Here is a 22440-nt window from a genome sequence, read left to right as displayed (position 1 = left end):
GTCGATCAGAACGGCAGGCCGACGTAGTTCTCGGCCAGCGAGGTCGACGCAGCCTGGGAACCCACGAGGTAGTTCAGTTCGGCATGCTGGATCTTCTGCCCGAACTCGCCGTTCTCCGGAAACTTGTGCAGCAGCGAGGTCATCCACCAGGAAAACCTGACCGCTTTCCAGACCCGGGCCAGGCAGCGTTCGGAATACGTGTCGATGCCCTGCCGATCGCCGTCGTAGTAGCGGATGAAGGCATCCGACAAATAGCGCACGTCGGACACCGCCAGGTTCAACCCTTTCGCACCGGTGGGCGGAACGATATGGGCGGCATCGCCGGCCAGGAAGAGCCGGCCGAACCGCATCGGTTCGGCCACGAAACTGCGCAGCGGCGCAATGCTTTTTTCAATGGACGGACCCGTCACGAGGGAAGCGGCCGCTTCATCGTCCAGCCGGCGGCGCAGTTCGTCCCAAAAACGCTGATCGGACCAGTTCTCGACCTTGTCGTCCAGCGAGCATTGCACGTAATACCGGCTCCGCGTGTGCGAGCGCATGCTGCACAGGGCAAACCCCCGGACGTGGTTGGAATAGATCAGCTCATCGGAAACCGGCGGCGTATCGGATAGGACGCCCAGCCATCCGAAGGGGTAGATTTTCTCGTAGGTCTTGATGGCGGAGGCCGGCACGCTGGCACGGCTCACGCCGTGCGACCCATCGCAGCCGGCGATGAAATCGCACTCGACCACGTGTTCCACCCCGTCCTTGAAGTACTTGACCTTGGGATGGTCGGTATCGAAATCGTGCACGCTGACCCTCTCGGCCTCGTAGACCGAGGCATAGCCCGCGGCGTCCCGGGCGTCCATCAGGTCGTGCGTGACTTCCGTCTGACCATACACCGTGACGGTCTTGCCGCCGGACAGTTTCTTCAGGTCGATGCGATGGCGGCGGCCATCGAAACACAGCTCGATGCCTTCGTGCACCAGGCCCTGCTCATGCAGGCGCCGGTTGACGCCGATTTCGTCGAGCACGTCGACCGTGCCCTGCTCGAGTACGCCCGCGCGGATGCGCCCCAGCACGTATTCCTTGCTGCGCTGTTCGATGATGAGGGTATCGATGCCGGCACGGCCGAGGATCTGCCCCAGGAACAGTCCCGCCGGTCCCGACCCGATGATGGCGACTTGGACTCTCATGGCGCGTCTCCTATCAATGTTCTAACCCTGGCGATGTTACGAGGGCTACGCCACACGGTGAATAGATTTTGGGCACATCTTCATGGATAATCGGAACATTTGCCGCCCCTCGCGACTCCGCCATGAAAAGCAGCGTCCCAACCTATGCCCTGTACGGCGAACACGGCAAGAACCTTGTTCCTGAAAGCCTGCACTGCGAGTCCATCCCCCAGCGCAGCCGCCTTTACGATTGGGAGATCAAGCTGCATCGGCACGACTTGTTCGTGCAAATTCTGTACATACGATCCGGTACGGCAGCCATTCAGTTCGAGGACCGCCGGTTCGAAGCGCACGGACCATGCGCCCTGTTCGTGCCGGCCTTGCACGCGCATGGCTTCCACTTTTCGGAAGATATCGACGGCGCAGTGATCACCATCGTCACGCAGCAGATGGAAAGCCTGTTGACCCGGCATGCCGACTTGCTGGTCCCCTTCCAGGCGCCCAGCTTCATTCCCTTCGAAACCGAGGAAGCAGCCTATCGTCCGTTTTCCCAGGCCGTCGAGCTGCTGCTGGCCGAATACGCCGAATCCCATCCTTGGCGCCTGTCTCTGCTCGAATCGCTGCTCGGTACGGTACTGGTACTGATGGCGCGCAAGATCTCCACGCTGGCGCACTACGAGCCCGGCCGGCGCAGTTCGCGCGGCGTCATGCATCTGCATCGCTTCAAGGCGCTACTGAACCGCAGCTTCCGCGAACAGCGCGATATTTCCTACTATGCGCAGCGGCTGGGCATTACGCCCACGCAGTTGAACCGCATCTGCCGCGACGAGCTGGGGCTGTCGGCGCTGGGCGTGATCAATGACCGACTGCTGACGGAAGCCCGGCGGGATCTGGCGTATTCGTCACTAAGCGTAAAAGAAATCGCCCTCACTCTCGGGTTTTCCGACCCCAGCTACTTCTCGCGATTTTTCACCAAGCACGCCGGAACCTCGCCCAGCGAGTTCCGCACCATGGTGCGCGACCAGTTCGACCGTGAACGAATATCCCCCCCTACGGGGGCTTGACCGTCTGCGGTTTTCGCCATTACTTTCAGCAAGCTGTAAGCACATCGACCCGCTCGCCGCCCGGGTCCCCGGCTTGCTACCGCTGCCGATCGAGTACGCCGCATCGAGGACCCCGCCGTCATGAGCAACGCGTTCCCCGCATCGAACAAGCCCGCCTCCGGCACAGCGCCGCGCGAGGCCACGCACGCGCCGCGCCCCATGCTGAAGACGCTGGACATCATGGCGCTGGTGGTGGGCATCGTCATCGGGGCCGGCATATTCAGCGCGCCGTCGCTGGTCGCGGCACACGCGGGCAGTCCCACCTCCATGATGATCGCGTGGATGGTCGGGGGCCTGATCTCCATTGCCGGAGCCATGTGCTATGCCGAACTGGCCAGTACCTATCCGCACGCAGGCGGGGACTACCACTACCTGCGCCGCGCGTTCGGCGCCCGTCTGGCCTTTCTCTTCGCCTGGGCCCGGCTGACCGTCATTCCGACCGGCTCCATCGCCCTGCTGGGTTTCATCTTCGGCGACTACGCCTCCCAGATCGCCAATCTGGGGCCGGGCTCGTCGGCCATCTATGCGGCAGCGGTCATCGTGCTGCTGACCGCGGTCAACATCGCGGGACTGCGTACCGGTAAATGGACACAGAACGTACTGACCGCACTGGAGGTCGGGGGCGTGCTGCTCATCATCGCAGTCGGGCTGCTGTTCGCGCCGGAAGCAGCCCCCGCGTCCGCGCCCGCCCCGGCAACGGCGACCGCCAACTGGGGGCTCGTCCTGATCTTCGTCATGCTGACCTATGGCGGATGGAACGAGGCCGCCTACGTATCGGCCGAAGCCATGGGCCCGAGCCGCAGCCTGCCCCGTGCCTTGTTCTGGAGCCTGGCGCTGATCACGCTGCTGTACATGCTGGCCAACCTGGCTTACCTGAACGTGCTCGGCCAGGCCGGGATGGCGGGATCGTCCGCCGTGGCGGCCGACATGATGCGGCGCGCGCTGGGCGAGCCTGGCGCGCAACTCATCGCCCTGCTGATCGCCATCTCCGCGCTGACCTCCGCCAACGCGACGATCCTGACGGCCGCCCGCACCACCTATGCCTTCGGCCGCGACACGCCGGCGTTCTCGCTGCTGGCCAAATGGCATCCGCAATGGAACACGCCGGTCAACGCGCTCTGGGTGCAGGCCGGCATCGCCCTGGCGCTGGTCATGCTGGGCGCCTACACGCGCAGCGGCTTCGCCACCATGGTGGAATACACCGCGCCGGTGTTCTGGCTGTTCTTCGTATTGAGCGGGCTGTCGCTATTCGTCCTGCGACGCAAGGAGCCCGACGTGCCCCGTCCCTTCCGGGTCCCGCTCTACCCCCTGACGCCCCTGGTCTTCGTCCTCACCAGCGGCTACCTGTTCTATGCAAGCCTGCGGCATACCGGCGTCGGTGCGCTCGCGGGTGTCGCAGTACTGGCCATCGGCGCCGTCTTCATGTTGATCAGCCCTGGCCGCGGCGCCTCGGCCAAGCCCTGACCCTTCTTTCCGCCCCACTTCGGAGATAGTCCATGAAGCGACGCGATTTCTGCTTGACCGGCCTGGCGGCGACCGCCGCCACCGCAGCGCCCGCCTGGGCGCAGTCGTACGGCACCGCCCAACTCGTGGCGCGCTCGCCCGATGTGATCTTCGTACCGACGCCGCAACCGGTGGTGGACGCCATGCTGGAGGTCGCCAAGGTCGGCCCCAACGACATCCTGTACGACCTGGGCTCCGGCGACGGCCGCATTCCCGTCACTGCCGCCAAACGCTTCGGCATCCGGGCCGTGGGCGTGGACATCGACCCGCGGCGCATCGAGGAAGCCAATGCCAATGCCCGCCGCGAGCAGGTGACCGACAAGGTACGCTTCATCCAGGGCGACCTGTTCGAAGTCGACCTCAGCCCGGCCACCGTCATTACGCTGTACCTGCTACCGAGCCTGAACCTGAAGCTCCGGCCCAAGCTGCTCGCGCTCAAGCCAGGCACGCGCATTGTGTCGCACGCCTTCGACATGGGCGACTGGGAACCGCAGGAGCGGCTCACCGTGGACCATAAGCAGATCTATTTCTGGACCGTCCCGCCCAAACGCGGCTGAACGAGCGGCGTGCAGGGTCAAAGACGCGGCGAATTCAAGCGATCGAGGATTTCCAGCCCGTAGGCTTCGAGCTTGCGGGCGCCCACGCCGCTGATCGCACCGAGTTCGTCGAGCGAACGGGGTTGCGCAAGCGCGATTTCACGCAGGGTGGCGTCGTGGAAGATCACATAGGCCGGCACGCCATGGCTGCGAGCCACCTCGCCGCGCCACGCACGCAACGCGGTGAACAGCGCTTCGGCCTCCGGCGGCAGGTTGACGGGTGAACGGGCGCGGCTGCTCTCGCGTGCCCGGGCCGGCTTGGCGCTCTCGCGCCTGAGCATCAGCGTGCGCTCGCCCTTGAGCACGCTGCGGCTGCCTTCGGTGAGGGCCAGCGTGCCATAGGCGTCGTGGTCGACGGTAAGCAGGCTTTGCGCGATCAACTGGCGCAGCACATTGCGCCAGTCCTTTTCGCTCAGGTCGGCGCCCACGCCGAACACGCTCAGCTCGTCGTGGCGATGCTGCGCGATCCGTTCGGTGCGCTTGCCGCGCAGGATGTCGATGACATGGCCGGCACCGAAACGCTGGCCGCGTTCTTTCCAAAGCCGGTAGACCGCCGACAGTATTTTCTGGGCCGCCTGCGTGCCATCCCAGGCCTGGGGCGGCTCGAGGCAGGTATCGCAATTGCCACAAGGGCCGGATGCCTCGCCGAAGTACTGCAGCAGCCGTACGCGCCGGCACTCCACCGTTTCGCACAGGCCCAGCATGGCCTCGAGCATGGCCCCGGAGCGGCGCTTGTAGGCTTCGTCGCCGTTGGACTCGTCGATCATGCGGCGCTGCTGCACCACGTCCTGCAGGCCGTACGCCATCCACGCGGTGGCGGGCAGACCGTCGCGCCCGGCGCGGCCGGTTTCCTGGTAGTAGCCTTCCACCGACTTGGGCAGGTCCACATGCGCGACGAAGCGCACGTCCGGCTTGTCTATGCCCATCCCGAACGCGATAGTGGCCACCATCACCACGCCGTCCTCGCGCAGGAAACGGGCTTGGTTGGCCGCGCGGGTAGCTGCATCCAGCCCGGCATGGTAGGGCATGGCGTCGATCCCCTGGCCTCGCAGGAACTCGGCGATTTCCTCCACCCTCGCCCGCGACAGGCAATAGACGATGCCGGAATCGCCGGGGTGCTCCTGCTTGAGGAAGTCCAGCAGCTGGCGGCGCGGCTCGTTTTTCTCGACGATGCGATAGCGGATGTTGGGGCGATCGAAACTGGAAACGAAATGGCGCGCGTCGTGCAGCCCCAGCCGTTCGGCGATTTCATGCCGGGTCGCCTGCGTGGCGGTGGCCGTGAGGGCGATGCGGGGCACGCCGGGCCAACGCTCGTGCAGCGCGGACAGCCCCAGGTACTCGGGGCGGAAATCGTGCCCCCACTGGGACACGCAATGCGCCTCGTCGATCGCGAACAGGGCGATGCGGCCGCGTTCCAGCAACGACAGGCAGCGTTCGGTCAACAACCGTTCGGGCGCCACATAAAGCAGGTCGAGCTCGCCGGCGACGAAGGCCCGCTCGACCTCGCGCACGCGGGTGTAGTCCTGGGTGGAATTCAGGAATGCGGCGCTCACGCCCAGTTCGGTCAACGCATCGACCTGGTCCTGCATCAGCGCGATCAAGGGCGAGACCACGATGCCCGTACCACTGCGGACCAGCGCGGGCACCTGATAGCACAGCGACTTGCCTCCTCCGGTCGGCATCAGCACGAGCGCATCGCCGCCCGCGATGACATGCTCGACGATATCCTGCTGCGCACCGCGGAACTGGTCGTAGCCGAAAACCCTGCTCAAAACCTCCAGCGCGCGCTCGTCAGCCATGCGAGGCGGCCTTCCCGGCATGCAGCAGGTCCAGCGCTTGACGCAGGTCGGCGATCAGGTCGGCGGGGTCTTCCAGCCCGATGTGCAGGCGTACGGCCGGCCCTTCCGGCTGCCACCGGGTTGCGGTCCGGTAGGACGCGGCATGAACCACTGTGACCAGGCTTTCGAATCCGCCCCAGCTCGAACCAATGCCGAACAGCTGCAGGCCATTGACGAAACGGGTCAGCGCCGCATCGTCGACCGGCTTGAGCACTACCGAGAACAAGCCCGATGCGCCGCGGTAGTCGCGCTTCCACAGCGCATGCCCCGGATCGCTTTCCAGCGCCGGATACAGCACGCGGGAAACCTCAGGTTGCGCCTGCAGCCAGCGCGCTACCTGCAAGGCATTGCGCTCGTGCTGCCTGAGCCGCACGCCTAGCGTGCGCAGCCCGCGCAGCGCCTGGTAGCAATCGTCCGGGCTGACGCTGTAGGCATAGTCGTAGACCGTCTGGCGCACCGGTTTCCAATAGCGCTCGTTGGTGGACACCACGCCTATCATCAGATCGGAATGCCCCCCTATGTACTTGGTGCCGGCATGGATGGAGATATCGATGCCCAGCTCGAACGGCGAAGCCAGGTACGGCGTCACCCAGGTATTGTCGGCCAGCACGGGTATGCCGCGTGCGTGCGCCGCCGCGGCGATGGCCGGGATGTCCTGCATTTCGAAGGTGAGCGACCCGGGCGATTCGCAGAATACCGCGCCGGTGTTGTCGCGCAGGAGATCGGCGATGCCGGCGCCGATGAGAGGATCGTAATACTCGACCTCGATGCCGAGCGGGACCAGCCGGCGGTCGCAGAAGCCCCGCGCCGGCGAATAGGCGGAGTCGGTTACCAGCAAGTGCTGGCCCGGCTTGAGCACGGCAAGCAGCGCCACAACGATGGCCGACAGGCCATTGGGCGTGGCCACTGCCTGGTGGGCCCCTTCCAGTTGCGCGACGGCTTCCTCGAACGCGAACGTCGTGGGGGTGCCATGCCGGCCGTAGCTGACGGGCTTCTTGGCCAGGTCGCGCGGGGCCTCGTACGACTCTATCGTGGGATGGATGACGGTGGAGGTCCGGAAGACTGGCGTATTGACCATGCCGGAGTAGGCTTCGGGAGCGCGTCCGGCATGCGCCAGCAGGGTATCGGGCTTGGGCATGGCTGTCCTGGGTATGTTGCGGCGCTGCGCCGGTAGCCAGGGATTTTAGCGAAGTTGGTTGGTGCCCGGGAGCGGACGTCGGGCAAGTGCGTCCACGATCTCGTCGACGATCTCTTCAGGTGTGCGTTCCGCATCGGCCACGATGGCGTTCCTGGGGACCTCCAGGACCTGGAACTGGCTGCAGGCCAGGCGCGGATCGAAGAAATGCCCCTGCCGGCTGGCAAGGCGGCGCATGACGGTATGGTAGGAGACGTCGAGATGGACGAACACGATGTCCTCCCACGGCTTGGCCAGCACCGCCCGATAGCGCTCCCGCAGCGCCGAACAACTGAATACGTGCGTGCGTCCCGAGGCCAGGGCAGCTTCGATGGCTGCACGCATGGCGCGCAGCCAGGGAGCGCGGTCGCCGTCGTCGAGGGCCACGCCGCGTGCCATTTTTTCGATGTTGGCTTCCGGATGGAACACGTCTGCGTCGGAATAGCCGCAACGCAGGCGCGACGCCAGCAATCGCCCGATAGTGGTCTTGCCGCTGCCGGAAACGCCCATGATCACTATTACCATGCTGGTCTCCCCTTTTGATCGGCCGCAGCCTGGACGCGGATCATGCCGCGTGGCGGACGGGGGATCCGCAAGAATCATGCCGCCAGGGCCTCCACGCCGGCTGGCCGGTGGCACGCGGACATAAAAAAGCCGGCGCAGAACGCGCCGGCTTTTTTTGGCCCTGCCGACCGATCAGTTCTTCGGCTGCTGGCCGGGGCGGCGATGTTCGCGCTTGCGCTCGCCCCGCTCCAGGCGCTTCTTGACCACATCGGTCACGATCTGTTTTTGCTTGGCATCCAGCGATTCATAGGCCACGATCCAGGCATCGCGGGCAGCATCGAGCTTGGGCTTGAGCGCCTCGCGGTCGGCTTCATGCTTGGCCGTCAGGGCCCGCAGATCGAGCGGCCCCGCGTCCACCTGGGCACGCAGCGCCTTGAACCCTTCCTGGCGCTGGGCCCGCATGGCCTTGCCAGCTTCGCGGCTCAGGCCCTGGGCGGCATCCCACAGTTTCTGCTGGGACGCGTTCAGTTCGAGCTTGGACTTCAAGTGTCCCAGCATGGCCATAGGCGCCGCGCCGTGGTCGAATCCGCGGGGTCCCATGTGCCGATGGTGCCCGTGGTGGTGCCCGCGATGGCGCTCCGGCCCGGCCTTCTGCTCGGCCTGCGTGGTATTGTCCGCGGTGGCCTGGGCATGAGCGGCTTGCAGCACGCCTGCGCCTCCGGTAGCCAGGGCCAGTGACAGCGCGATCGTGCGAAGGGTGTTCTTGGTCATTGCGTTTACTCCTTGTCGACACCGCATCGAACTGCGGCGGTGACTGCATTCTGGTTCCGGACCGGTTTCGGACCCGTTGCGCGGCGGACCCCATCTGTTTCAACCGATTTCAGGCTGCTTGCGGCGGCCCCACCGTCACGAGAACATTTTCTCCATGGAAAAACCTGCCACCAAACTGCTCGTCGTCGATGACGACCCGGCCCTGCGCCAACTCCTGGCCGACTATCTGAACAAGCAAGGGTACGACACCCTGCTCGCGCCGGACGCCACCGACCTGGAGGCCCGCATCACCCGCTACTCGCCCGCCCTGCTGGTGCTGGACCGCATGCTGCCGGGCGGCGACGGGGCCGAGGCGTGCCGCCGACTGCGGCAACAGGGGGAAGACCTGCCGGTCATCCTGCTGACCGCGCGCGACGAGACGGTGGACCGCATCATCGGACTGGAATCCGGGGCCGACGACTACCTGGGCAAGCCATTCGACCCGCGCGAACTATTGGCGCGCATCGAGGCGGTCCTGCGGCGCAAGAGCGGTCCGTCGGCGCTGGTCAAAGACGCCCCGGTTTCCTTCGGGCCCTTCGTGTTCGACGCCAAGGCGCGGACGCTGCATCGCGGCGACGAACCGGTCCGCCTGACCGGCGGGGAATTCAATTTGCTCGAGGCGCTGCTGCGCAATGCCGGCAAACCGTTGTCACGCGAACGGCTGCTCGCCCTGGCTCGCGACGACGAGGCAGGCGAACGCAACGACCGCGCCATCGACATCGCGATCCTGCGCCTGCGCCGGGCCATCGAGGACGATCCCAAGCAGCCCCAGTGGATCCAGACCGTATGGGGAATCGGTTATCGCTTCGCCCCGCTGACGCCCAACGGCGAAGCGGCGCCGGCCTCGCCGCCGCTGCCATGAGCGCCACGCCCCGACCTCCCGGCGGACAGCCTTCCGCCCATGGCCCGGAAGCCCCGGCACCGCAGGGTAGAGGACCGGCCCGGTGGGCCGCTCGGCTGGTGCCGCGCTCGCTGCGCGCCCGCCTCATCCTCTTGATCCTGGGGTCGGTGCTGGTCGCACAGGCCGCGACCTTCCTCGCCATCGCGCACTATCGCCGCAATTTGCTGGAAAACGTGGCGCCGGACCTCATGGCCACCACGATCCGGACCCTGCGAGCATCCATCGCGCAGATCGACGAGAACGAGCGCGCCGCCTTCGTAGCGGCCGCGTCCCAAGGCGAGTGGCGCCTCGTTTCGCGCCCGGTGCCGCCACGGCCGCGGAGTGCCAACGAACGCCGGATGCGCGATACGCACCCTCCCCGGCCCCGGTTCGACCCCCTGCCGGGTGGCCGCATGCCCCCGGGCTTCCATCCGGGCGAGCACCGTTTCGGCCCCGAACGCCGCGGCCCCAGGGAAGCGCCGCGCTGGGCGGAAGACGATCCGCGCCCCGCCATGCGCGGCCTGATCCACCGGCTGAACACACAACTGGCCGACGGCACCCGCGTGGCCTTGTCGCGCGGCCCGGAACCTGCTTTGTTCATCTCGCTGAGCCCGGCGATCGGCAACGACGACGAACCGGTCATGCGGTCCTGGTTGGTGATTTCGCTGGAACGCATCAGTCCGCCCGTGAGGACGCCGCTCATCGTCATGTGGCTGGGTGGCCTGGGCGCGATCCTGCTGATCGCTGCCGGTTTCTCCTGGCACATCACGCGGCCCATTACGTCGCTCGCGCATGCGGCCGACCGGCTGGCGGCCGGCACGCCGGAACGGGTCGAGCCGGCCGGTCCGCACGAAACCCGCGTGCTGGGCGAGCGTTTCAACGCCATGCTCGACGCCCTGAACGAGGCCGACCGGGTCCGCCGCACGCTGCTGGCGGGCTTGCCGCACGATCTCAAGGGCCCCCTGGCACGCATGCGCCTGCGCACGGAAATGGTGGACGACACCGCGCTCAAAGAAGGCCTGCGGCAGGACGCGCAGGATATGCAACACATCGTCGACCAGTTCATCAATTTCGTGCGCGGCACCGACCGCGCCACCTATCACTTCACGCCCATCGACCTGGGCGACTGGCTGCGCGAACGCATCCACGCCTGGCAGGGGACCGGCAGCCAGGTCCGGTATGCCTCCCCGCCCGAGCAGGAATTGATCGTGCAGGCCGATGCCGTCGCCTTGGCACGATTGGTGGACAACCTGATCGAGAACGCCATGCAGCACGGCGCCCCGCCGGTGGAAATCTCCCTGGAAGCCCGCGCCGGGCAGGCATTGCTGGCCGTGCGTGACCACGGCCCGGGCATCAGCCCTGAGCGCCATGCCGACGCCTTCCGGCCATTTTCGCGGCTGGATCCGGCGCGCAGCCGCAGCGGCAACGTCGGACTGGGGCTGGCGCTGGTGGACGCCATCGCCCGTGCGCACGGCGGCCGGGTGGACCTGGAAGCCCCCCCCGGCGGCGGGCTGAAGGTGGTGGTGGCCATCCCGCTCCTTCGCGCCATGCCCCAGGAGGCCTGAACCGCCTGACGGCGAGCGCCTCGCGTAGGGGGGAACCCCGATTCATGGCAAAATCGGGACAAGGACTCGCTTGTCCAGCCACTCACGATGACCACACCCAACAAACCTGCTCCGGCCCCCGCCACCAATTTCCTGCGCAATATCGTCGAAGCGGACCTGGCGGCCGGCCGCTACGCCGACAAGCGCTGGGCCGGCCACCCGGGCCCGGCATCCGAGCTGGCGGATGCCCCGCTCGATCCGGCTCGCATCCGCACGCGCTTTCCGCCCGAGCCCAATGGCTACCTGCACATCGGCCATGCCAAGAGCATCAGCCTGAACTTCGGGCTGGCACGCGACTACGGCGGCGTCTGCCATCTGCGGCTGGACGACACCAATCCCGAAAAAGAAGAGCAGCGCTACGTCGACGCCATCGTCGATGCCGTGCGCTGGCTCGGCTACGACTGGACCGCCTTCGGCACCGAACACTACTACCACGCCAGCGACTATTTCGACTTCATGTACGAAGCCGCCGAAGCGCTGGTGCAGGCCGGAGACGCCTACGTCGACGAGCAGAGCCCCGAGGAAATCCGCGCCATGCGCGGCACGCTGACCGAACCCGGCACGGATTCCCCATGGCGCAACCGCCCGGCCGAAGAATCGCTTGCCAGGTTGCGCGAAATGCGCGAGGGCAAACATCCGGACGGGTCCATGGCGCTGCGCGCTCGCGTCGACATGGCCTCCCCCAACATGAACCTGCGCGACCCGGTCCTCTACCGGATCCGCCATGCCTCCCATCACCGCACGGGCGACAAATGGTGCATCTATCCGATGTACACCTACGCCCATCCCATCGAGGATGCGCTCGAAGGCATCACCCACAGCATCTGTACGCTGGAATTCGAAGACCAGCGGCCGTTCTACGACTGGCTGCTGGGCCGGCTGCGCGACCTGGGACTGCTGGCCGAGCCGCTGCCGCGTCAGCACGAATTCGCGCGCCTGAACCTGACCTACATCATCACCAGCAAGCGCAAGCTGCTGCAGCTGGTCAACGACGGCCATGTCGACGGTTGGGACGATCCCCGCTTGCCGACCATCCTGGGCCTGCGCCGGCGCGGCTATACGCCCGAGGCCATCCAGCTGCTGTGCGAGCGCACCGGCGCGTCGAAATCGGATTCGTGGATCGACTATTCGCTGCTGGAACAAGCCCTCCGCGACGACCTCGACCCCAAGGCCCCACGTTCGGTGGCCGTCTTGCGGCCGCTCAAGCTGGTCATCACCAACTACCCGGAAGGCGTCACGGAAGAATGCTCCGCACCGCGCCACCCTCACCATCCGGAGATGGGCAAGCGCGTCTTCCCCTTCGGGCGCGAGCTGTGGATCGAGCAGGAAGACTTCACCGAAACGCCGCCCAAGGGTTTTTTCCGGCTATATCCGGGCAACATGGTGCGCCTGAAGTACGGCTACGTCATCAAATGCACCGGCTGCGTGAAAGACGACCAAGGCAAGGTATTGGAAGTCCACGCCGAGTACCTGCCCGAAACCAAAAGCGGCACGCCGGGCGCGGACAGCGTCAAGGTCAAAGGCAACATCACGTGGCTCTACGCCCCCACCGCCGTGCCCGCCGAGATCCGGCTGTACGACCGGCTGTTCACCGAAGCCCACCCGAGCGCCGGCGGCAAGGACTTCCTCGAATACCTGAACCCCAACTCGATCGAGATCGTGCAGGGCTACCTGGAACCCGGCACCGACGGCACGCCCGGAACCTCGTACCAGTTCGAACGCTTCGGCTATTTCGTCGCCGACCGCGAAGACTCCACCACCCTGGCCCCCGTCTTCAACCGCACGACGACGCTGCGCGATTCCTGGACCGATAGGACGCCCCCCCCTACGCGCTGACGCGCGCCCCCCAGGGGGCGATGCGAGCGGACCGGCGGAGCCGGATCCACCGCATCCTGGGTCTAGTTCCGCTGTCTTGGCTTGCTGCGCCGGCGCTACGCTGGCAGCCAAATTCTCACTAGATCCAGAGCGCCGCGGATCCGGCTTTGCCGGTCCGCCAGCGCCGCCCCTTGAGGGGAGTGACCGTAGGTCACTCGGGGTGGGCTTTCCTTCCGGTCCGCCAGCGCCGCCCCCTTGAGGGGGAGCGGCCGAAGGCCGCCGGGGGGTGGGCCTCCCTAGGAGGGCTAGAGGTTGTGTCGGGCTCTCCCCGACACAACCTCTAACCCATCACAGCGCCGGTCCCGGTAGAATCTGCACTTTGCGCACTTGCGCCGTCCGGCGCCGCCCATGGAAGCCAGTCCCGTACTAGACATCAAAAGCACATCGCTTTATGCCATCCGCGTGGTGCTCCACACCTCGGATCTGCAGGCCGTCCTGTCCGCGCTCGAACAGCGCATGGAGGAAGCCGCCGGCTTCTTCGAGGACGAGCCGGTCGTGATCGATGCGTCCCGCCTGACCGCCCCGCTGGACTGGCGGGCGTTGGTGGAGGCGCTCAAACGGCATAGTCTGCCCACCATAGGCATCATGGCGCCGCCGGAGTTGGCCGATTCGGCCCGCGAAGCCGGATTGGCGCTGCTGTCGCTGCCGGCAGCCCCTGCCCGCTCGCCGTCGGCCGCTCCCGAGCCGGCTGCCGAGATCCCCGCGGCCCAGGAACCCGAGGCGCCGCCCGCCGCGAAGCCGGCCCCGCCCGAACCTGCGCCCCCGGCGGCCGACGTCCCGGTCGAGACCGTGGCCGAACAGGCGCCGGCGGCGCCCCGGTCGGTGCCGACCCTGGTCGTCGACAAGCCGCTGCGTTCGGGGCAGCGCGTGTACGCGCGCCATGCGGACCTCATCGTACTGGGCGTGGTCAGCCACGGCGCCGAGGTCATTGCCGATGGCAACATCCACGTCTACGGTCCGCTGCGCGGCAAGGCCATGGCAGGTGCCCGCGGCGACACGAACGCACGCATCTACACCACCCAATTCCAGGCCGAGCTGGTCGCCGTCGCGGGCGTTTACCGCACGTTGACCACCGCCCTGTCCCCCGACATCCAGGACAAACCGGCATTGATCCGCCTCGAAGGCGAAAAACTGCTGGTCGAACCGTTGCCCATCTAACTCATAAGGACCCACACCCCATGGCACGTATCGTTGTCGTGACTTCAGGCAAAGGCGGCGTCGGAAAAACCACTACCAGCGCCAGTTTCTCCGCTGGACTGGCGCTCCGTGGCCACAAGACCGCTGTCATCGATTTCGACGTCGGCCTGCGCAACCTCGATCTCATCATGGGTTGCGAGCGCCGCGTGGTCTACGACCTGATCAATGTCATCCAGGGCGAAGCCACCCTGAACCAGGCTCTGATCCGCGACAAGCAGCTGGAAAACCTCTACATCCTGCCGGCCTCCCAGACCCGCGACAAGGACGCCCTGACCCAGGAGGGCGTGCAGAAGGTCATGGATGGCCTCAAGGAAATGGACTTCGAATACATCGTCTGCGACTCCCCCGCCGGCATCGAAGCCGGCGCACTGATGGCGGCCTATTTCGCCGACGATGCGCTGGTGGTGACCAACCCCGAAGTCTCGTCGGTGCGCGACTCCGACCGCATCCTCGGCATCCTGTCGGCCAAGTCCCGCCGCGCCGTCGAGGGCGAGGAACCAGTCAAGGAATATCTGCTTCTAACGCGCTATAACGCCAAGCGCGTGGCCGAAGGCGAGATGCTGTCCCTCAAGGACGTGGAGGATATCCTGCGCATCAAGCTGATCGGCGTCATCCCCGAATCCGAAGACGTTCTGCAGGCGTCGAACCAAGGCTTGCCCGCGATTCACCTCAAGGGTACCTCGGTGGCCGACGCCTACCAGGACGTGGTCGATCGCTACCTGGGCCAGGACAAGCCGTTGCGTTTCGTGGACTACGAAAAGCCCGGCCTCTTCAAACGCCTGTTCGGAGGAAAATAACCGATGTCGCTGCTCTCCTTTTTCCTCGGACAAAAAAAGCCCTCATCGGCCGGTGTCGCCAAGGAACGGTTGCAGATCATCCTGGCACACGAACGATCGGGCAATGGCGCGTCGATCGACTATCTGCCCCAACTGCAGAAGGAGCTCGTCGCCGTCATTTCCAAGTACGTCAAGATCAATCCGGACGACATCAAGGTGCACCTGGAACGCCAGGACACCCTGGAGGTGCTGGAAGTCAAGATCGAGATGCCTTCGGCGAGCTGAGCCCCCGCGGCGCGCGCGCCGGCGCCGGCCTGCCCTGGGCGGCTCGCCAGAACGCTTCGGCAGCGGCGGGCTCCGCCTCGGCGCGCCGATACAAGCGGATGTCGAGGCCGATGCGCCACTCTTCCTCGCCCGCCGCAACCAACTCCCCTTTGTCCAGTTCGTCCCTCACCAGGCTGGCCGGCAGCCACGCGATTCCCCTCCCCCCGCGCGCCATGGACTGCAGCACCGTAGCCAGATGCGCGGTGACGGCTGTGTCGGCTCCCAGCCTGACCAACGCCGACCCGTGTACCGCCCGGATGATGCGCCCCAGTCCCGATTCGGCGCTGTAGGCCAGGATGGGCACGCCCCTGCCCGCACGGCGCTCCAGCGCGAAGCGCGGCCCGCCCCGCGCATCGGGGGCGCAAACCGGGATGAGTTCGTCGCCGCCCACCACGATGGACGGATAGGCGGCCGGGTCCAGCCGTGTCGGTGCCTGCTCGTGCGCATGGCATAGGAAGAACTGTGCTCGGCCCTGGGTCATCATGGCCTCGCACTGCTGAGCCACATCGGATACGAGCTGGATGGGGCCGAGGTTCAGGTGGGCTTCGAGCCGCCTGAGCCAATCGGGCAGGAAAGTCAGCGACAGCGCGTGCGTGGCGACAAAGCGCAATGTAGCCGAACTGGCCTGGGCCACCCGGCGCGCCTCATCGGGAATCCGTTCCACCCGGGCCAGCATATCCTGCGCCGTCGCGCGGAACCACAGGCCGGTGTCCGTCAGCGTAACCGGATGGGTGGTCCGGTCGAACAGGGTCACGCCCAGCCACTCCTCCAGCATCCGGATGCGTCGGCTGAACGCCGGCTGGGTCATGTGCCGCAGCTCCGCGGCCCGCGAAAAATTGCCGCACTCGGCAAGCACCAGGAAATCTTCCAGCCAGATCAGATTCATGGCCGATGCTTAGAAGGCATGGAAAGAGAAAAAACCGGCATTGGCCGGGCCGTCGGGCAAACGGCATGATACTCGCATGCATACTCCGGGAGTCGCCATGTCCATCCGTATTCTGGAAATCCGCGAAGTCACCAAGCCGATTTCTTCGCCTATCCGCAACGCCTATATCGACTTCACCAAGATGACGAGCAGCCTGGTGGCCGTCGTCACCGACGCCGTACGCGACGGCCGGCCGGTGGTCGGCTACGGCTTCAACTCCAATGGCCGCTACGGCCAGGGCGGCTTGATCCGCGAGCGGTTCGCGCCTCGCATCCTCGAGGCCGACCCGCGGTCGCTGCTCGACGACGCCGGCACCAACCTGGACCCTCACCGCATATGGGCCGCCGCCATGGCCAACGAAAAACCCGGTGGCCATGGCGAGCGCTCGGTGGCGGTCGGCACCCTCGATATGGCCGTATGGGACGCCGTGGCCAAGATCGAAGGGCAACCGCTGTTCCGGCTGCTGGCCGAACGCCACGGCGTCCAGGCCGACCCGCGCGTATTCGTCTACGCCGCGGGCGGCTATTACTACCCCGGCAAGGACCTCTCCGCGTTGCGCGCGGAGATGCGCTCCTACCTCGACCGTGGCTACAACGTCGTCAAGATGAAAATAGGCGGCGCCCCCATAGAAGAAGACCGCCAGCGCATCGAAGCCGTGCTGGCCGAAATCGACGGCCGCGGCCAGCTCGCCGTGGACGCCAACGGCCGCTTCGATCTCGATACCGCGATCGCCTACGCGAAGATGCTGCGGGACTATCCCTTGTTCTGGTATGAGGAAGCCGGCGATCCGCTCGATTACTCCCTGCAGGCCACGCTGGCGGAGTACTACCCGGGCCCCATGGCCACCGGCGAGAACCTCTTCAGTCACCAGGACGCGCGCAACCTGATCCGCTACGGCGGCATGCGGCCCGACCGCGATTGGCTGCAGTTCGACTGCGCGTTGTCGTACGGACTGGTCGAATACGAGCGCATCCTGGCGGTACTGCGCACCCATGGCTGGTCGCCGCGGCGCTGCATTCCTCATGGCGGCCACCAGATGTCGCTGAACATCGCCGCGGGACTGAGCCTGGGCGGCAACGAAAGCTACCCCGACCTGTTCCAGCCCTACGGCGGCTTTCCGGACGGCGTCGAGGTGGTCGATGGGCACATCACGATGCCCGAATTGCCTGGCATAGGCTTCGAAGGCAAGCGCGATCTATATGCCGAAATGAAGCGTCTCGCAGAGTGACCGCATAACGCCCCTGCCTGCTGTCCTGGACGCGTCGGCGCGCCTTGACGCAGGCCGTCCGCACCCATAAAATTGATCATGCTCAAAATTTAGCTCGTTCGATATCGAACGACGGGAATGAGGTGCTGGAGACAACATGAAGATCTGCCGCTATGACGATGGCCGTCTGGGCCTGGTGGAAGGAGACACCGTCTACGACGTTTCGAGCGTCAAGGACCGGCTGCCGCGGCTCGAGTGGCCGGTGCCCCCGGGCGACCTGCTCATCGAACGGCTGGACGAGCTCAAGCCCGCGCTGCTGGCCGCCAAGGCCAACGCGCCCACCCGCAAGCTCGGCGAAGTACGGCTGCTCAGCCCGGTGGCCACCCCGGCCAAGGTCATCGCCGCGCCGCTGAACTACCATGCCCACGTCGACGAATCGCTCGCCGACGCCCAGATCCATAACAACGTGCACGTGGCGCACTACGAAGGCTTCAAGAGCCCGGTCGCAAAGTTCGGCGTGTTCCTCAAGTCCGCGCAATCGGTCGTGGGCGCGGGCGAAGGCGTGCGCATCGCCTTCCCCGGCCGGCGCAACGACCACGAAGTGGAGCTCGCCGTGGTCATAGGCCGGCAAGGCAAGGACATCCCGGCCCGCGACGCCATGTCGTACATCGCGGGCTATTGCATCGGGCTGGACATGACCGTACGGGGTACGGAAGACCGCAGCTACCGCAAGTCGGCGGACACCTATACGGTGCTGGGTCCCTACCTCGTTACGGCCGACGAAGTCTCCGATCCGGGCAATCTCGGCTTCTCGATCCAGGTCAATGGCGAAATGCGGCAGAACGCCAATACCCGCGACCTGATCACCGGTATCGCCGAACTGATAGAAATCGCCTCGCACGTCTATACCCTGTACCCGGGCGACGTCATCATGACCGGGACGCCGGAAGGCGTGGGCACGGTCCAGCCGGGCGACGTCATGCATGCGCGGATCGAAGGAATAGGCACGATGGACGTGGCTGTGCGCGGCTAGCGCCTGCCTGCTGGCGACGCACCGCCTACGATGGCCGCGCCGCGAAGCCCGCCGGGCGGAGGAGACACATGGATAAAAGCACCCACGAAACGGCGTCGCCAACCAGCGACCGCGCTACCCGTGAAGCGTTCTATGCCCGTATCGGCGCCGATAACCTGGCGCCGCTGTGGGAACAGCTGCACAACCTGGTCACGAAGACCCCGCGGTCGGACTGCCAGCCGGCTCACTGGTCCTACCGCAAGGTGCGTCCGTACCTGACGGAAGCCACCGAGCTCATCACCGCCGAGGAAGCCGAACGCCGGGTACTCGTGCTCGAGAACCCAGGCCTGCGCGGCAAGGCCGCCATCACCACGTCGCTCTATGCCGGGCTCCAAGCCATCCTGCCGGGCGAGGTGGCACGCGCCCACCGCCATAGCCAATCGGCGCTGCGGTTGATCCTGGAAGGCAGCGGCGCCTACACCTCGGTCAACGGCGAAAAGACCATCATGCAACGCGGCGACTTCGTCACCACGCCATCGTGGACCTGGCATGACCACGGCAACGACAGCGATGCACCCATGATATGGCTCGACGGCCTCGACGTGCAGCTGGTGGGCATACTGGACGCCAGCTTCGCCGAGTCGTCCTCGTCCGACCGGCAGGCGCTGCAGCGCCCGGTGGGCGACAGCATCCTGCGCTACGGCAACGGCATGGCGCCGGTCGACTGGCAGCCGCCACCCAATCGGGCCTCGCCGCTGTTCTGCTATCCCTATGAACGCACCCGCGCGTCGCTGCTGGGCATGCGGGAGGGCGGCGCCCCTGACCCGCATCACGGCTACAAGCTGCGGTACGTCGATCCGCTCACGGGCGGTTCCCCGATGCCGACGATGGGCGCCTATGCGCAGCTGCTGCCCAAGGATTTCGCCAGCGCGCCCTACCGCTGCTCTTCGGGCACCGTGTTCACCGTGCTCGAAGGGCAGGTCAGAGTCGTGCTCGACGATCGCAGCTTCGAGGCGCAACCGAACGACGTCTTCGTCATCCCGAGCTGGGCCGCTCATCGCCTGGTCGCACAGGAGCAAGCGGTGCTGTTCAGCTTCTCCGACCGCCCGGTCCAGGAGGTACTGGGCCTCTGGCGCGAAAGCCGGGACTGAGGCGCTCGCTTACTTGCCTACGGCGGGCGATGGCGCCTGGACCGCCGCCGCGGCGGTGCCCGCGCTGCCGCTGTACGCGGTGTTCCCGTTGCCGCTCCGCGGCCGGGCCCTTCATGAACTTACTTGAGCCTTTGCCGATTCGAACCATGGAACATCACCCCGTCGTCATTTCCGGAGCCGGCCCGGTCGGCCTGGTAGCCGCACTGTCCCTCGCCCAGAAGGGCGTGAAAGTCATCGTCCTCGAGAGCGAAAGCCATATCCCCCAGGACCTGCGCGCCGGCACCTTCCATCCGCCCACCGTGGAAATGCTCGACACGCTCGGCATAGGCGAAACGCTGCGGTCGCGCGCGATACGCGTGCCGGAATGGCAGATCCGCGACCGCAAGGCGGGACTCGTCGCGCAATTCGACCTGGGCATGATCGCGGACCTGACGCCTTATCCCTTCCGGCTGCACGTCGAGCAGCACAAACTGTCCGCCATCGTCGCCGATGCGCTGCGCGGCCTGTCCAATGCCCGGCTGCTGTTCTCGCACCGGTGCACCGGCTACGAGCAGGATGCCGGCGGCGTCACCGTTCACTACGCCGGCCCGGACGGCGATGGTGAAATCCGTGCCAGCTACCTGATCGGCGCCGACGGCGCACGGAGCATCGTGCGCAAGACCATGGGAACGGAGTTCGAGGGCTTTACCTGGCCGGAACGCTTCCTGGTATTCGCCACACGCTACGACCTGCGGGAGCAGGGCTACACCGGCAACGCCTATATCGCCGACCCGGACGAATGGAGCGCCATCTTCATCCAGCCCCACGACGGTCCCCCTCCCATCTGGCGGATCGCCTTCCCCATCACACCCGACATGGACGAAACCGACGTGCTGGCGCCCGAGTTCGTCCAGGCCAAGATCAAGGGCTTCCTGTCCCCCGATCGCGACTACGACATTCCCTACAAGAGCGTCTACCGGGTTCACCAGCGCGTGGCCAAGGAGTTCCGCGACCGCCGGGTGTTCCTGGCCGGGGACGCGGCCCACGTCAACAACCCGCTCGGCGGCATGGGGCTGAACAGCGGCATCCACGACGCCATGAACCTGACCGAGAAGCTCGCCGAAGTACTGCTGCACGGCGCCGCGGACGACCTGCTGGACCGCTATCACCGGCAACGGCGCACGGTCAACGTGGAATACGTACAGGCCATCACCATCCGCAACAAGCGCCTGCTGGAAGAACGGGATCCCCAGGTACGGCAACAGCGCTTGGACGAGCTGCGGGCGACGGTCGCCGACAAGAAGGCCCATCGCCAGTACCTCATCAACTCGTCGATGATCGCCAGCGTACGGCGGGCCAACGAGATCCCCTGACCGGCGCGGTGCCGGCACCTGTCCATCGAAAAAAAGAGAGGAGACCATCATGCAAGATTCCGCCCCCTGCCCCGCGCGGCGCACATTCATGGTCGCCCTGGCGGCCGGCACGCTGGCGCCCGGCCGGCTCATCGCGGCCACCGATACCCTCGGCCTGTCCGACAAGACCGTGCAGGTCGTAGTGCCATTCACGCCCGGCACCACCCCCGACCTTTGCGCCCGGCTGTTCTCGCCCCGGCTGGCCGAACTTTCGGGCCGCACTTTCGTGGTCGAAAACAAACCCGGCGCATCGGGCATCATCGGCCTGTCGGCCGTGGCCAAGGCGCCGCCCGACGGCCACACCCTGGCCTTCAGCACCAATACCGCGTTGACGCTGCCGCTGGTCTACTCCTCGGTGCCGTTCGACGTCATCGAGAGCTTCACGCCGGTCGCCATGCTGGGGTCCACCAATTTCGCCCTGTGCGTGCATCCTTCGCTGGGCGTCTCGGACCTTGCGCAATTCATCGACCACGTCAAACGCAACCCGGGCACCGTGAACTACGGCTCGCCGGGCAAGGGCACCTTCCACCACCTCTGCATGGAAATGCTGGTCGCGCAGCTGGGACTGAACATGGTCCATGTGCCCTACAAGGGGTCGGCCGGCGCCACGACGGACCTGCTGGCCGGCCATATCAAGGCCATGTTCCAACCTATGCACGTCGCCGTCCCCATGCAGCAGGACAAACGCCTGGTCATCCTGGGCGCCTCGCGCCGGGAGCAAGACCCCACCTATACCGCCGTACCGCCCTTGGCGACGGTGGGTCTGCCCAACTACGACGCCGACGCCTGGTATGCCGTATGGGGACCGCGCGGCATGAAGGCAGACCAGGTGGGGCGCTACAACACCGCGTTCAATCGCTTGCTGGAAAACCAGGAAATCCGCGCCACGCTGGTGAAGCAGGGTGTCACGCCGCGCCCCATGAGCGCGGGCGCGCTGGGCGATCTGTCCAAGGCGGAACTGGCCAAATGGCGCGAAGTCGTGAAGGCTGCGAACATTCTTCCCGAGTAAGACCGGCGCGAAACCGGCACTCTGATACACAACGTCGTAAAAATGCAACAGCCTCGCCCGGTATCCCGGGCGAGGCTGCATGGACCTCTACCACAGCCGGCACGGGGCCGGTCTTTTGTCTTTCGTATTAGCGACGCTTGCCGACTTGGTCGCCCACGACGCCACCAATAGCGGCGCCGCCCACCGTACCCAGAATACCGCCGTTCGTGACCGCGGCACCGGCCAAGCCGCCCACGCCAGCACCGACCACGGTGCTCTTTTGCCGGCCGGACATGCTGTCCCAGGTGGAACACCCGGCTGCGGAGACGGCGATGGCGGCCCCGATCATCAGCTTGGCAACAAGATTAGCTTTCATGAGTGACTCCCTATAGTGCCTTGTGTACTGGCGGCCCGACTACCGTGCCGCT

Annotated in this window: 21 protein-coding genes; 14 read left to right on the top strand and 7 right to left on the bottom strand. The window is 66.1% G+C overall.

Going from position 1 to position 22440, the window contains the following annotated elements; genetic code table 11:
* Window positions 1–5: 5 nt before the first annotated feature.
* The gene (gene pobA / locus QHC78_RS13195) at window positions 6–1175 is read right to left on the bottom strand and encodes a 4-hydroxybenzoate 3-monooxygenase (protein WP_319745228.1); all 1170 of its coding nucleotides are present in this window, start codon (window positions 1173–1175) and stop codon (window positions 6–8) included.
* A 122-nt stretch (window positions 1176–1297) separates the two neighbouring features.
* Between pobA and QHC78_RS13190 the strand changes: the two genes are divergently transcribed.
* From QHC78_RS13190 to QHC78_RS13180, 3 genes are all read left to right on the top strand, one after another.
* Window positions 1298–2218 carry a helix-turn-helix domain-containing protein gene (locus QHC78_RS13190; protein WP_319745226.1) on the top strand — a complete coding sequence of 307 codons (921 nt, stop codon included), beginning with the start codon at window positions 1298–1300 and terminating at the stop codon, window positions 2216–2218.
* A 120-nt stretch (window positions 2219–2338) separates the two neighbouring features.
* Window positions 2339–3721, top strand: coding sequence for an APC family permease (locus QHC78_RS13185; protein ID WP_319745224.1), 1383 nt, complete (start codon window positions 2339–2341; stop codon window positions 3719–3721).
* Between the two features lie 32 nt (window positions 3722–3753).
* Window positions 3754–4317 carry an SAM-dependent methyltransferase gene (locus QHC78_RS13180; RefSeq protein WP_319745222.1) on the top strand — a complete coding sequence of 188 codons (564 nt, stop codon included), beginning with the start codon at window positions 3754–3756 and terminating at the stop codon, window positions 4315–4317.
* Window positions 4318–4334: 17 nt separating this feature from the next.
* Here QHC78_RS13180 and recQ read toward each other — a convergent pair whose 3' ends face one another.
* From recQ to QHC78_RS13160, 4 genes are all read right to left on the bottom strand, one after another.
* The gene (gene recQ / locus QHC78_RS13175) at window positions 4335–6155 is read right to left on the bottom strand and encodes a DNA helicase RecQ (protein ID WP_319745220.1); all 1821 of its coding nucleotides are present in this window, start codon (window positions 6153–6155) and stop codon (window positions 4335–4337) included.
* Window positions 6148–7332, bottom strand: a complete 1185-nt coding sequence (gene metC, locus QHC78_RS13170; RefSeq protein ID WP_319745218.1) for a cystathionine beta-lyase — start codon at window positions 7330–7332, stop codon at window positions 6148–6150. Before metC ends, recQ begins: the two co-directional genes overlap by 8 nt.
* 45 nt (window positions 7333–7377) lie before the next feature.
* Window positions 7378–7893, bottom strand: a complete 516-nt coding sequence (locus QHC78_RS13165; RefSeq protein ID WP_319745217.1) for a gluconokinase — start codon at window positions 7891–7893, stop codon at window positions 7378–7380.
* A 171-nt stretch (window positions 7894–8064) separates the two neighbouring features.
* Window positions 8065–8643 (bottom strand): hypothetical protein, encoded by a 579-nt coding sequence (locus tag QHC78_RS13160; RefSeq protein ID WP_319745215.1) that lies wholly within the window; start codon window positions 8641–8643, stop codon window positions 8065–8067.
* A 154-nt stretch (window positions 8644–8797) separates the two neighbouring features.
* Here QHC78_RS13160 and QHC78_RS13155 point away from each other — a divergent pair, with 154 nt between their 5' ends.
* From QHC78_RS13155 to minE, 6 genes are all read left to right on the top strand, one after another.
* The gene (locus tag QHC78_RS13155) at window positions 8798–9544 is read left to right on the top strand and encodes a response regulator (RefSeq protein WP_319745213.1); all 747 of its coding nucleotides are present in this window, start codon (window positions 8798–8800) and stop codon (window positions 9542–9544) included.
* A complete protein-coding gene (locus QHC78_RS13150; RefSeq protein ID WP_319745210.1) occupies window positions 9541–11127 on the top strand; it encodes a HAMP domain-containing sensor histidine kinase in 1587 nt (528 codons plus the stop codon). The genes QHC78_RS13155 and QHC78_RS13150 overlap by 4 nt, the downstream gene beginning before the upstream one ends.
* Window positions 11128–11214: 87 nt before the next feature.
* Window positions 11215–13002, top strand: a complete 1788-nt coding sequence (locus QHC78_RS13145) for a glutamine--tRNA ligase/YqeY domain fusion protein (protein ID WP_319745209.1) — start codon at window positions 11215–11217, stop codon at window positions 13000–13002.
* A gap of 387 nt (window positions 13003–13389) precedes the next feature.
* On the top strand, window positions 13390–14199 hold the full coding sequence (minC, locus tag QHC78_RS13140; RefSeq protein WP_319745206.1) for a septum site-determining protein MinC: 810 nt from the start codon (window positions 13390–13392) through the stop codon (window positions 14197–14199).
* Between the two features lie 20 nt (window positions 14200–14219).
* Complete coding sequence (gene minD / locus QHC78_RS13135; RefSeq protein WP_319745204.1) at window positions 14220–15035, top strand: septum site-determining protein MinD; 816 nt, start codon at window positions 14220–14222, stop codon at window positions 15033–15035.
* Window positions 15036–15038: 3 nt separating this feature from the next.
* Window positions 15039–15299 carry a cell division topological specificity factor MinE gene (gene minE / locus QHC78_RS13130; RefSeq protein ID WP_319745202.1) on the top strand — a complete coding sequence of 87 codons (261 nt, stop codon included), beginning with the start codon at window positions 15039–15041 and terminating at the stop codon, window positions 15297–15299.
* Here minE and QHC78_RS13125 read toward each other — a convergent pair.
* Complete coding sequence (locus QHC78_RS13125; protein WP_319745200.1) at window positions 15271–16224, bottom strand: LysR substrate-binding domain-containing protein; 954 nt, start codon at window positions 16222–16224, stop codon at window positions 15271–15273. The two genes, minE and QHC78_RS13125, sit on opposite strands and share 29 nt — an antisense overlap.
* Before the next feature lie 97 nt (window positions 16225–16321).
* On the opposite strand from QHC78_RS13125, the gene QHC78_RS13120 reads away from it, so the two are divergent.
* The 5 genes from QHC78_RS13120 (at window position 16322) to QHC78_RS13100 (ending at window position 22033) form a co-directional block, all read left to right on the top strand.
* Window positions 16322–17491, top strand: coding sequence for a mandelate racemase/muconate lactonizing enzyme family protein (locus QHC78_RS13120; RefSeq protein WP_319745199.1), 1170 nt, complete (start codon window positions 16322–16324; stop codon window positions 17489–17491).
* 136 nt (window positions 17492–17627) lie between these two features.
* The gene (locus QHC78_RS13115) at window positions 17628–18503 is read left to right on the top strand and encodes a fumarylacetoacetate hydrolase family protein (RefSeq protein ID WP_319745197.1); all 876 of its coding nucleotides are present in this window, start codon (window positions 17628–17630) and stop codon (window positions 18501–18503) included.
* Between the two features lie 68 nt (window positions 18504–18571).
* Window positions 18572–19633 carry a gentisate 1,2-dioxygenase gene (gtdA, locus tag QHC78_RS13110; protein WP_319745195.1) on the top strand — a complete coding sequence of 354 codons (1062 nt, stop codon included), beginning with the start codon at window positions 18572–18574 and terminating at the stop codon, window positions 19631–19633.
* A 146-nt stretch (window positions 19634–19779) separates the two neighbouring features.
* The gene (locus QHC78_RS13105) at window positions 19780–20985 is read left to right on the top strand and encodes an FAD-dependent oxidoreductase (RefSeq protein WP_319745193.1); all 1206 of its coding nucleotides are present in this window, start codon (window positions 19780–19782) and stop codon (window positions 20983–20985) included.
* 49 nt (window positions 20986–21034) lie between these two features.
* Window positions 21035–22033, top strand: coding sequence for a Bug family tripartite tricarboxylate transporter substrate binding protein (locus QHC78_RS13100; RefSeq protein ID WP_319745192.1), 999 nt, complete (start codon window positions 21035–21037; stop codon window positions 22031–22033).
* Window positions 22034–22160: 127 nt separating this feature from the next.
* Here the strand turns inward: QHC78_RS13100 and QHC78_RS13095 are convergent, their stop codons facing one another.
* Window positions 22161–22388 (bottom strand): glycine zipper 2TM domain-containing protein, encoded by a 228-nt coding sequence (locus QHC78_RS13095; protein WP_319745190.1) that lies wholly within the window; start codon window positions 22386–22388, stop codon window positions 22161–22163.
* Window positions 22389–22440: the final 52 nt, after the last annotated feature.

The organism is Pigmentiphaga sp., from assembly GCF_033795525.1.
GTDB lineage: Bacteria > Pseudomonadota > Gammaproteobacteria > Burkholderiales > Burkholderiaceae_B > Pigmentiphaga.
This window is presented reverse-complemented; position numbering and strand designations above follow the sequence as displayed.

Excerpts from the sequence above, each read along its gene's own strand:
- QHC78_RS13120 (WP_319745199.1), top strand. The coding sequence starts at position 16,322 with ATGTCCATCCGTATTCTGGAAATCCGCGAAGTCACCAAGCCGATTTCT.
- QHC78_RS13105 (WP_319745193.1), top strand. The coding sequence starts at position 19,780 with ATGGAACATCACCCCGTCGTCATTTCCGGAGCCGGCCCGGTCGGCCTG.
- QHC78_RS13165 (WP_319745217.1), bottom strand. The coding sequence starts at position 7,893 with ATGGTAATAGTGATCATGGGCGTTTCCGGCAGCGGCAAGACCACTATC.
- QHC78_RS13180 (WP_319745222.1), top strand. The coding sequence starts at position 3,754 with ATGAAGCGACGCGATTTCTGCTTGACCGGCCTGGCGGCGACCGCCGCC.
- recQ (WP_319745220.1), bottom strand. The coding sequence starts at position 6,155 with ATGGCTGACGAGCGCGCGCTGGAGGTTTTGAGCAGGGTTTTCGGCTAC.
- gtdA (WP_319745195.1), top strand. The coding sequence starts at position 18,572 with ATGGATAAAAGCACCCACGAAACGGCGTCGCCAACCAGCGACCGCGCT.
- metC (WP_319745218.1), bottom strand. The coding sequence starts at position 7,332 with ATGCCCAAGCCCGATACCCTGCTGGCGCATGCCGGACGCGCTCCCGAA.
- QHC78_RS13185 (WP_319745224.1), top strand. The coding sequence starts at position 2,339 with ATGAGCAACGCGTTCCCCGCATCGAACAAGCCCGCCTCCGGCACAGCG.
- QHC78_RS13190 (WP_319745226.1), top strand. The coding sequence starts at position 1,298 with ATGAAAAGCAGCGTCCCAACCTATGCCCTGTACGGCGAACACGGCAAG.
- QHC78_RS13150 (WP_319745210.1), top strand. The coding sequence starts at position 9,541 with ATGAGCGCCACGCCCCGACCTCCCGGCGGACAGCCTTCCGCCCATGGC.
- QHC78_RS13125 (WP_319745200.1), bottom strand. The coding sequence starts at position 16,224 with ATGAATCTGATCTGGCTGGAAGATTTCCTGGTGCTTGCCGAGTGCGGC.
- QHC78_RS13160 (WP_319745215.1), bottom strand. The coding sequence starts at position 8,643 with ATGACCAAGAACACCCTTCGCACGATCGCGCTGTCACTGGCCCTGGCT.
- QHC78_RS13115 (WP_319745197.1), top strand. The coding sequence starts at position 17,628 with ATGAAGATCTGCCGCTATGACGATGGCCGTCTGGGCCTGGTGGAAGGA.
- QHC78_RS13100 (WP_319745192.1), top strand. The coding sequence starts at position 21,035 with ATGCAAGATTCCGCCCCCTGCCCCGCGCGGCGCACATTCATGGTCGCC.
- minE (WP_319745202.1), top strand. The coding sequence starts at position 15,039 with ATGTCGCTGCTCTCCTTTTTCCTCGGACAAAAAAAGCCCTCATCGGCC.
- minC (WP_319745206.1), top strand. The coding sequence starts at position 13,390 with ATGGAAGCCAGTCCCGTACTAGACATCAAAAGCACATCGCTTTATGCC.
- pobA (WP_319745228.1), bottom strand. The coding sequence starts at position 1,175 with ATGAGAGTCCAAGTCGCCATCATCGGGTCGGGACCGGCGGGACTGTTC.
- QHC78_RS13095 (WP_319745190.1), bottom strand. The coding sequence starts at position 22,388 with ATGAAAGCTAATCTTGTTGCCAAGCTGATGATCGGGGCCGCCATCGCC.
- QHC78_RS13155 (WP_319745213.1), top strand. The coding sequence starts at position 8,798 with ATGGAAAAACCTGCCACCAAACTGCTCGTCGTCGATGACGACCCGGCC.
- QHC78_RS13145 (WP_319745209.1), top strand. The coding sequence starts at position 11,215 with ATGACCACACCCAACAAACCTGCTCCGGCCCCCGCCACCAATTTCCTG.
- minD (WP_319745204.1), top strand. The coding sequence starts at position 14,220 with ATGGCACGTATCGTTGTCGTGACTTCAGGCAAAGGCGGCGTCGGAAAA.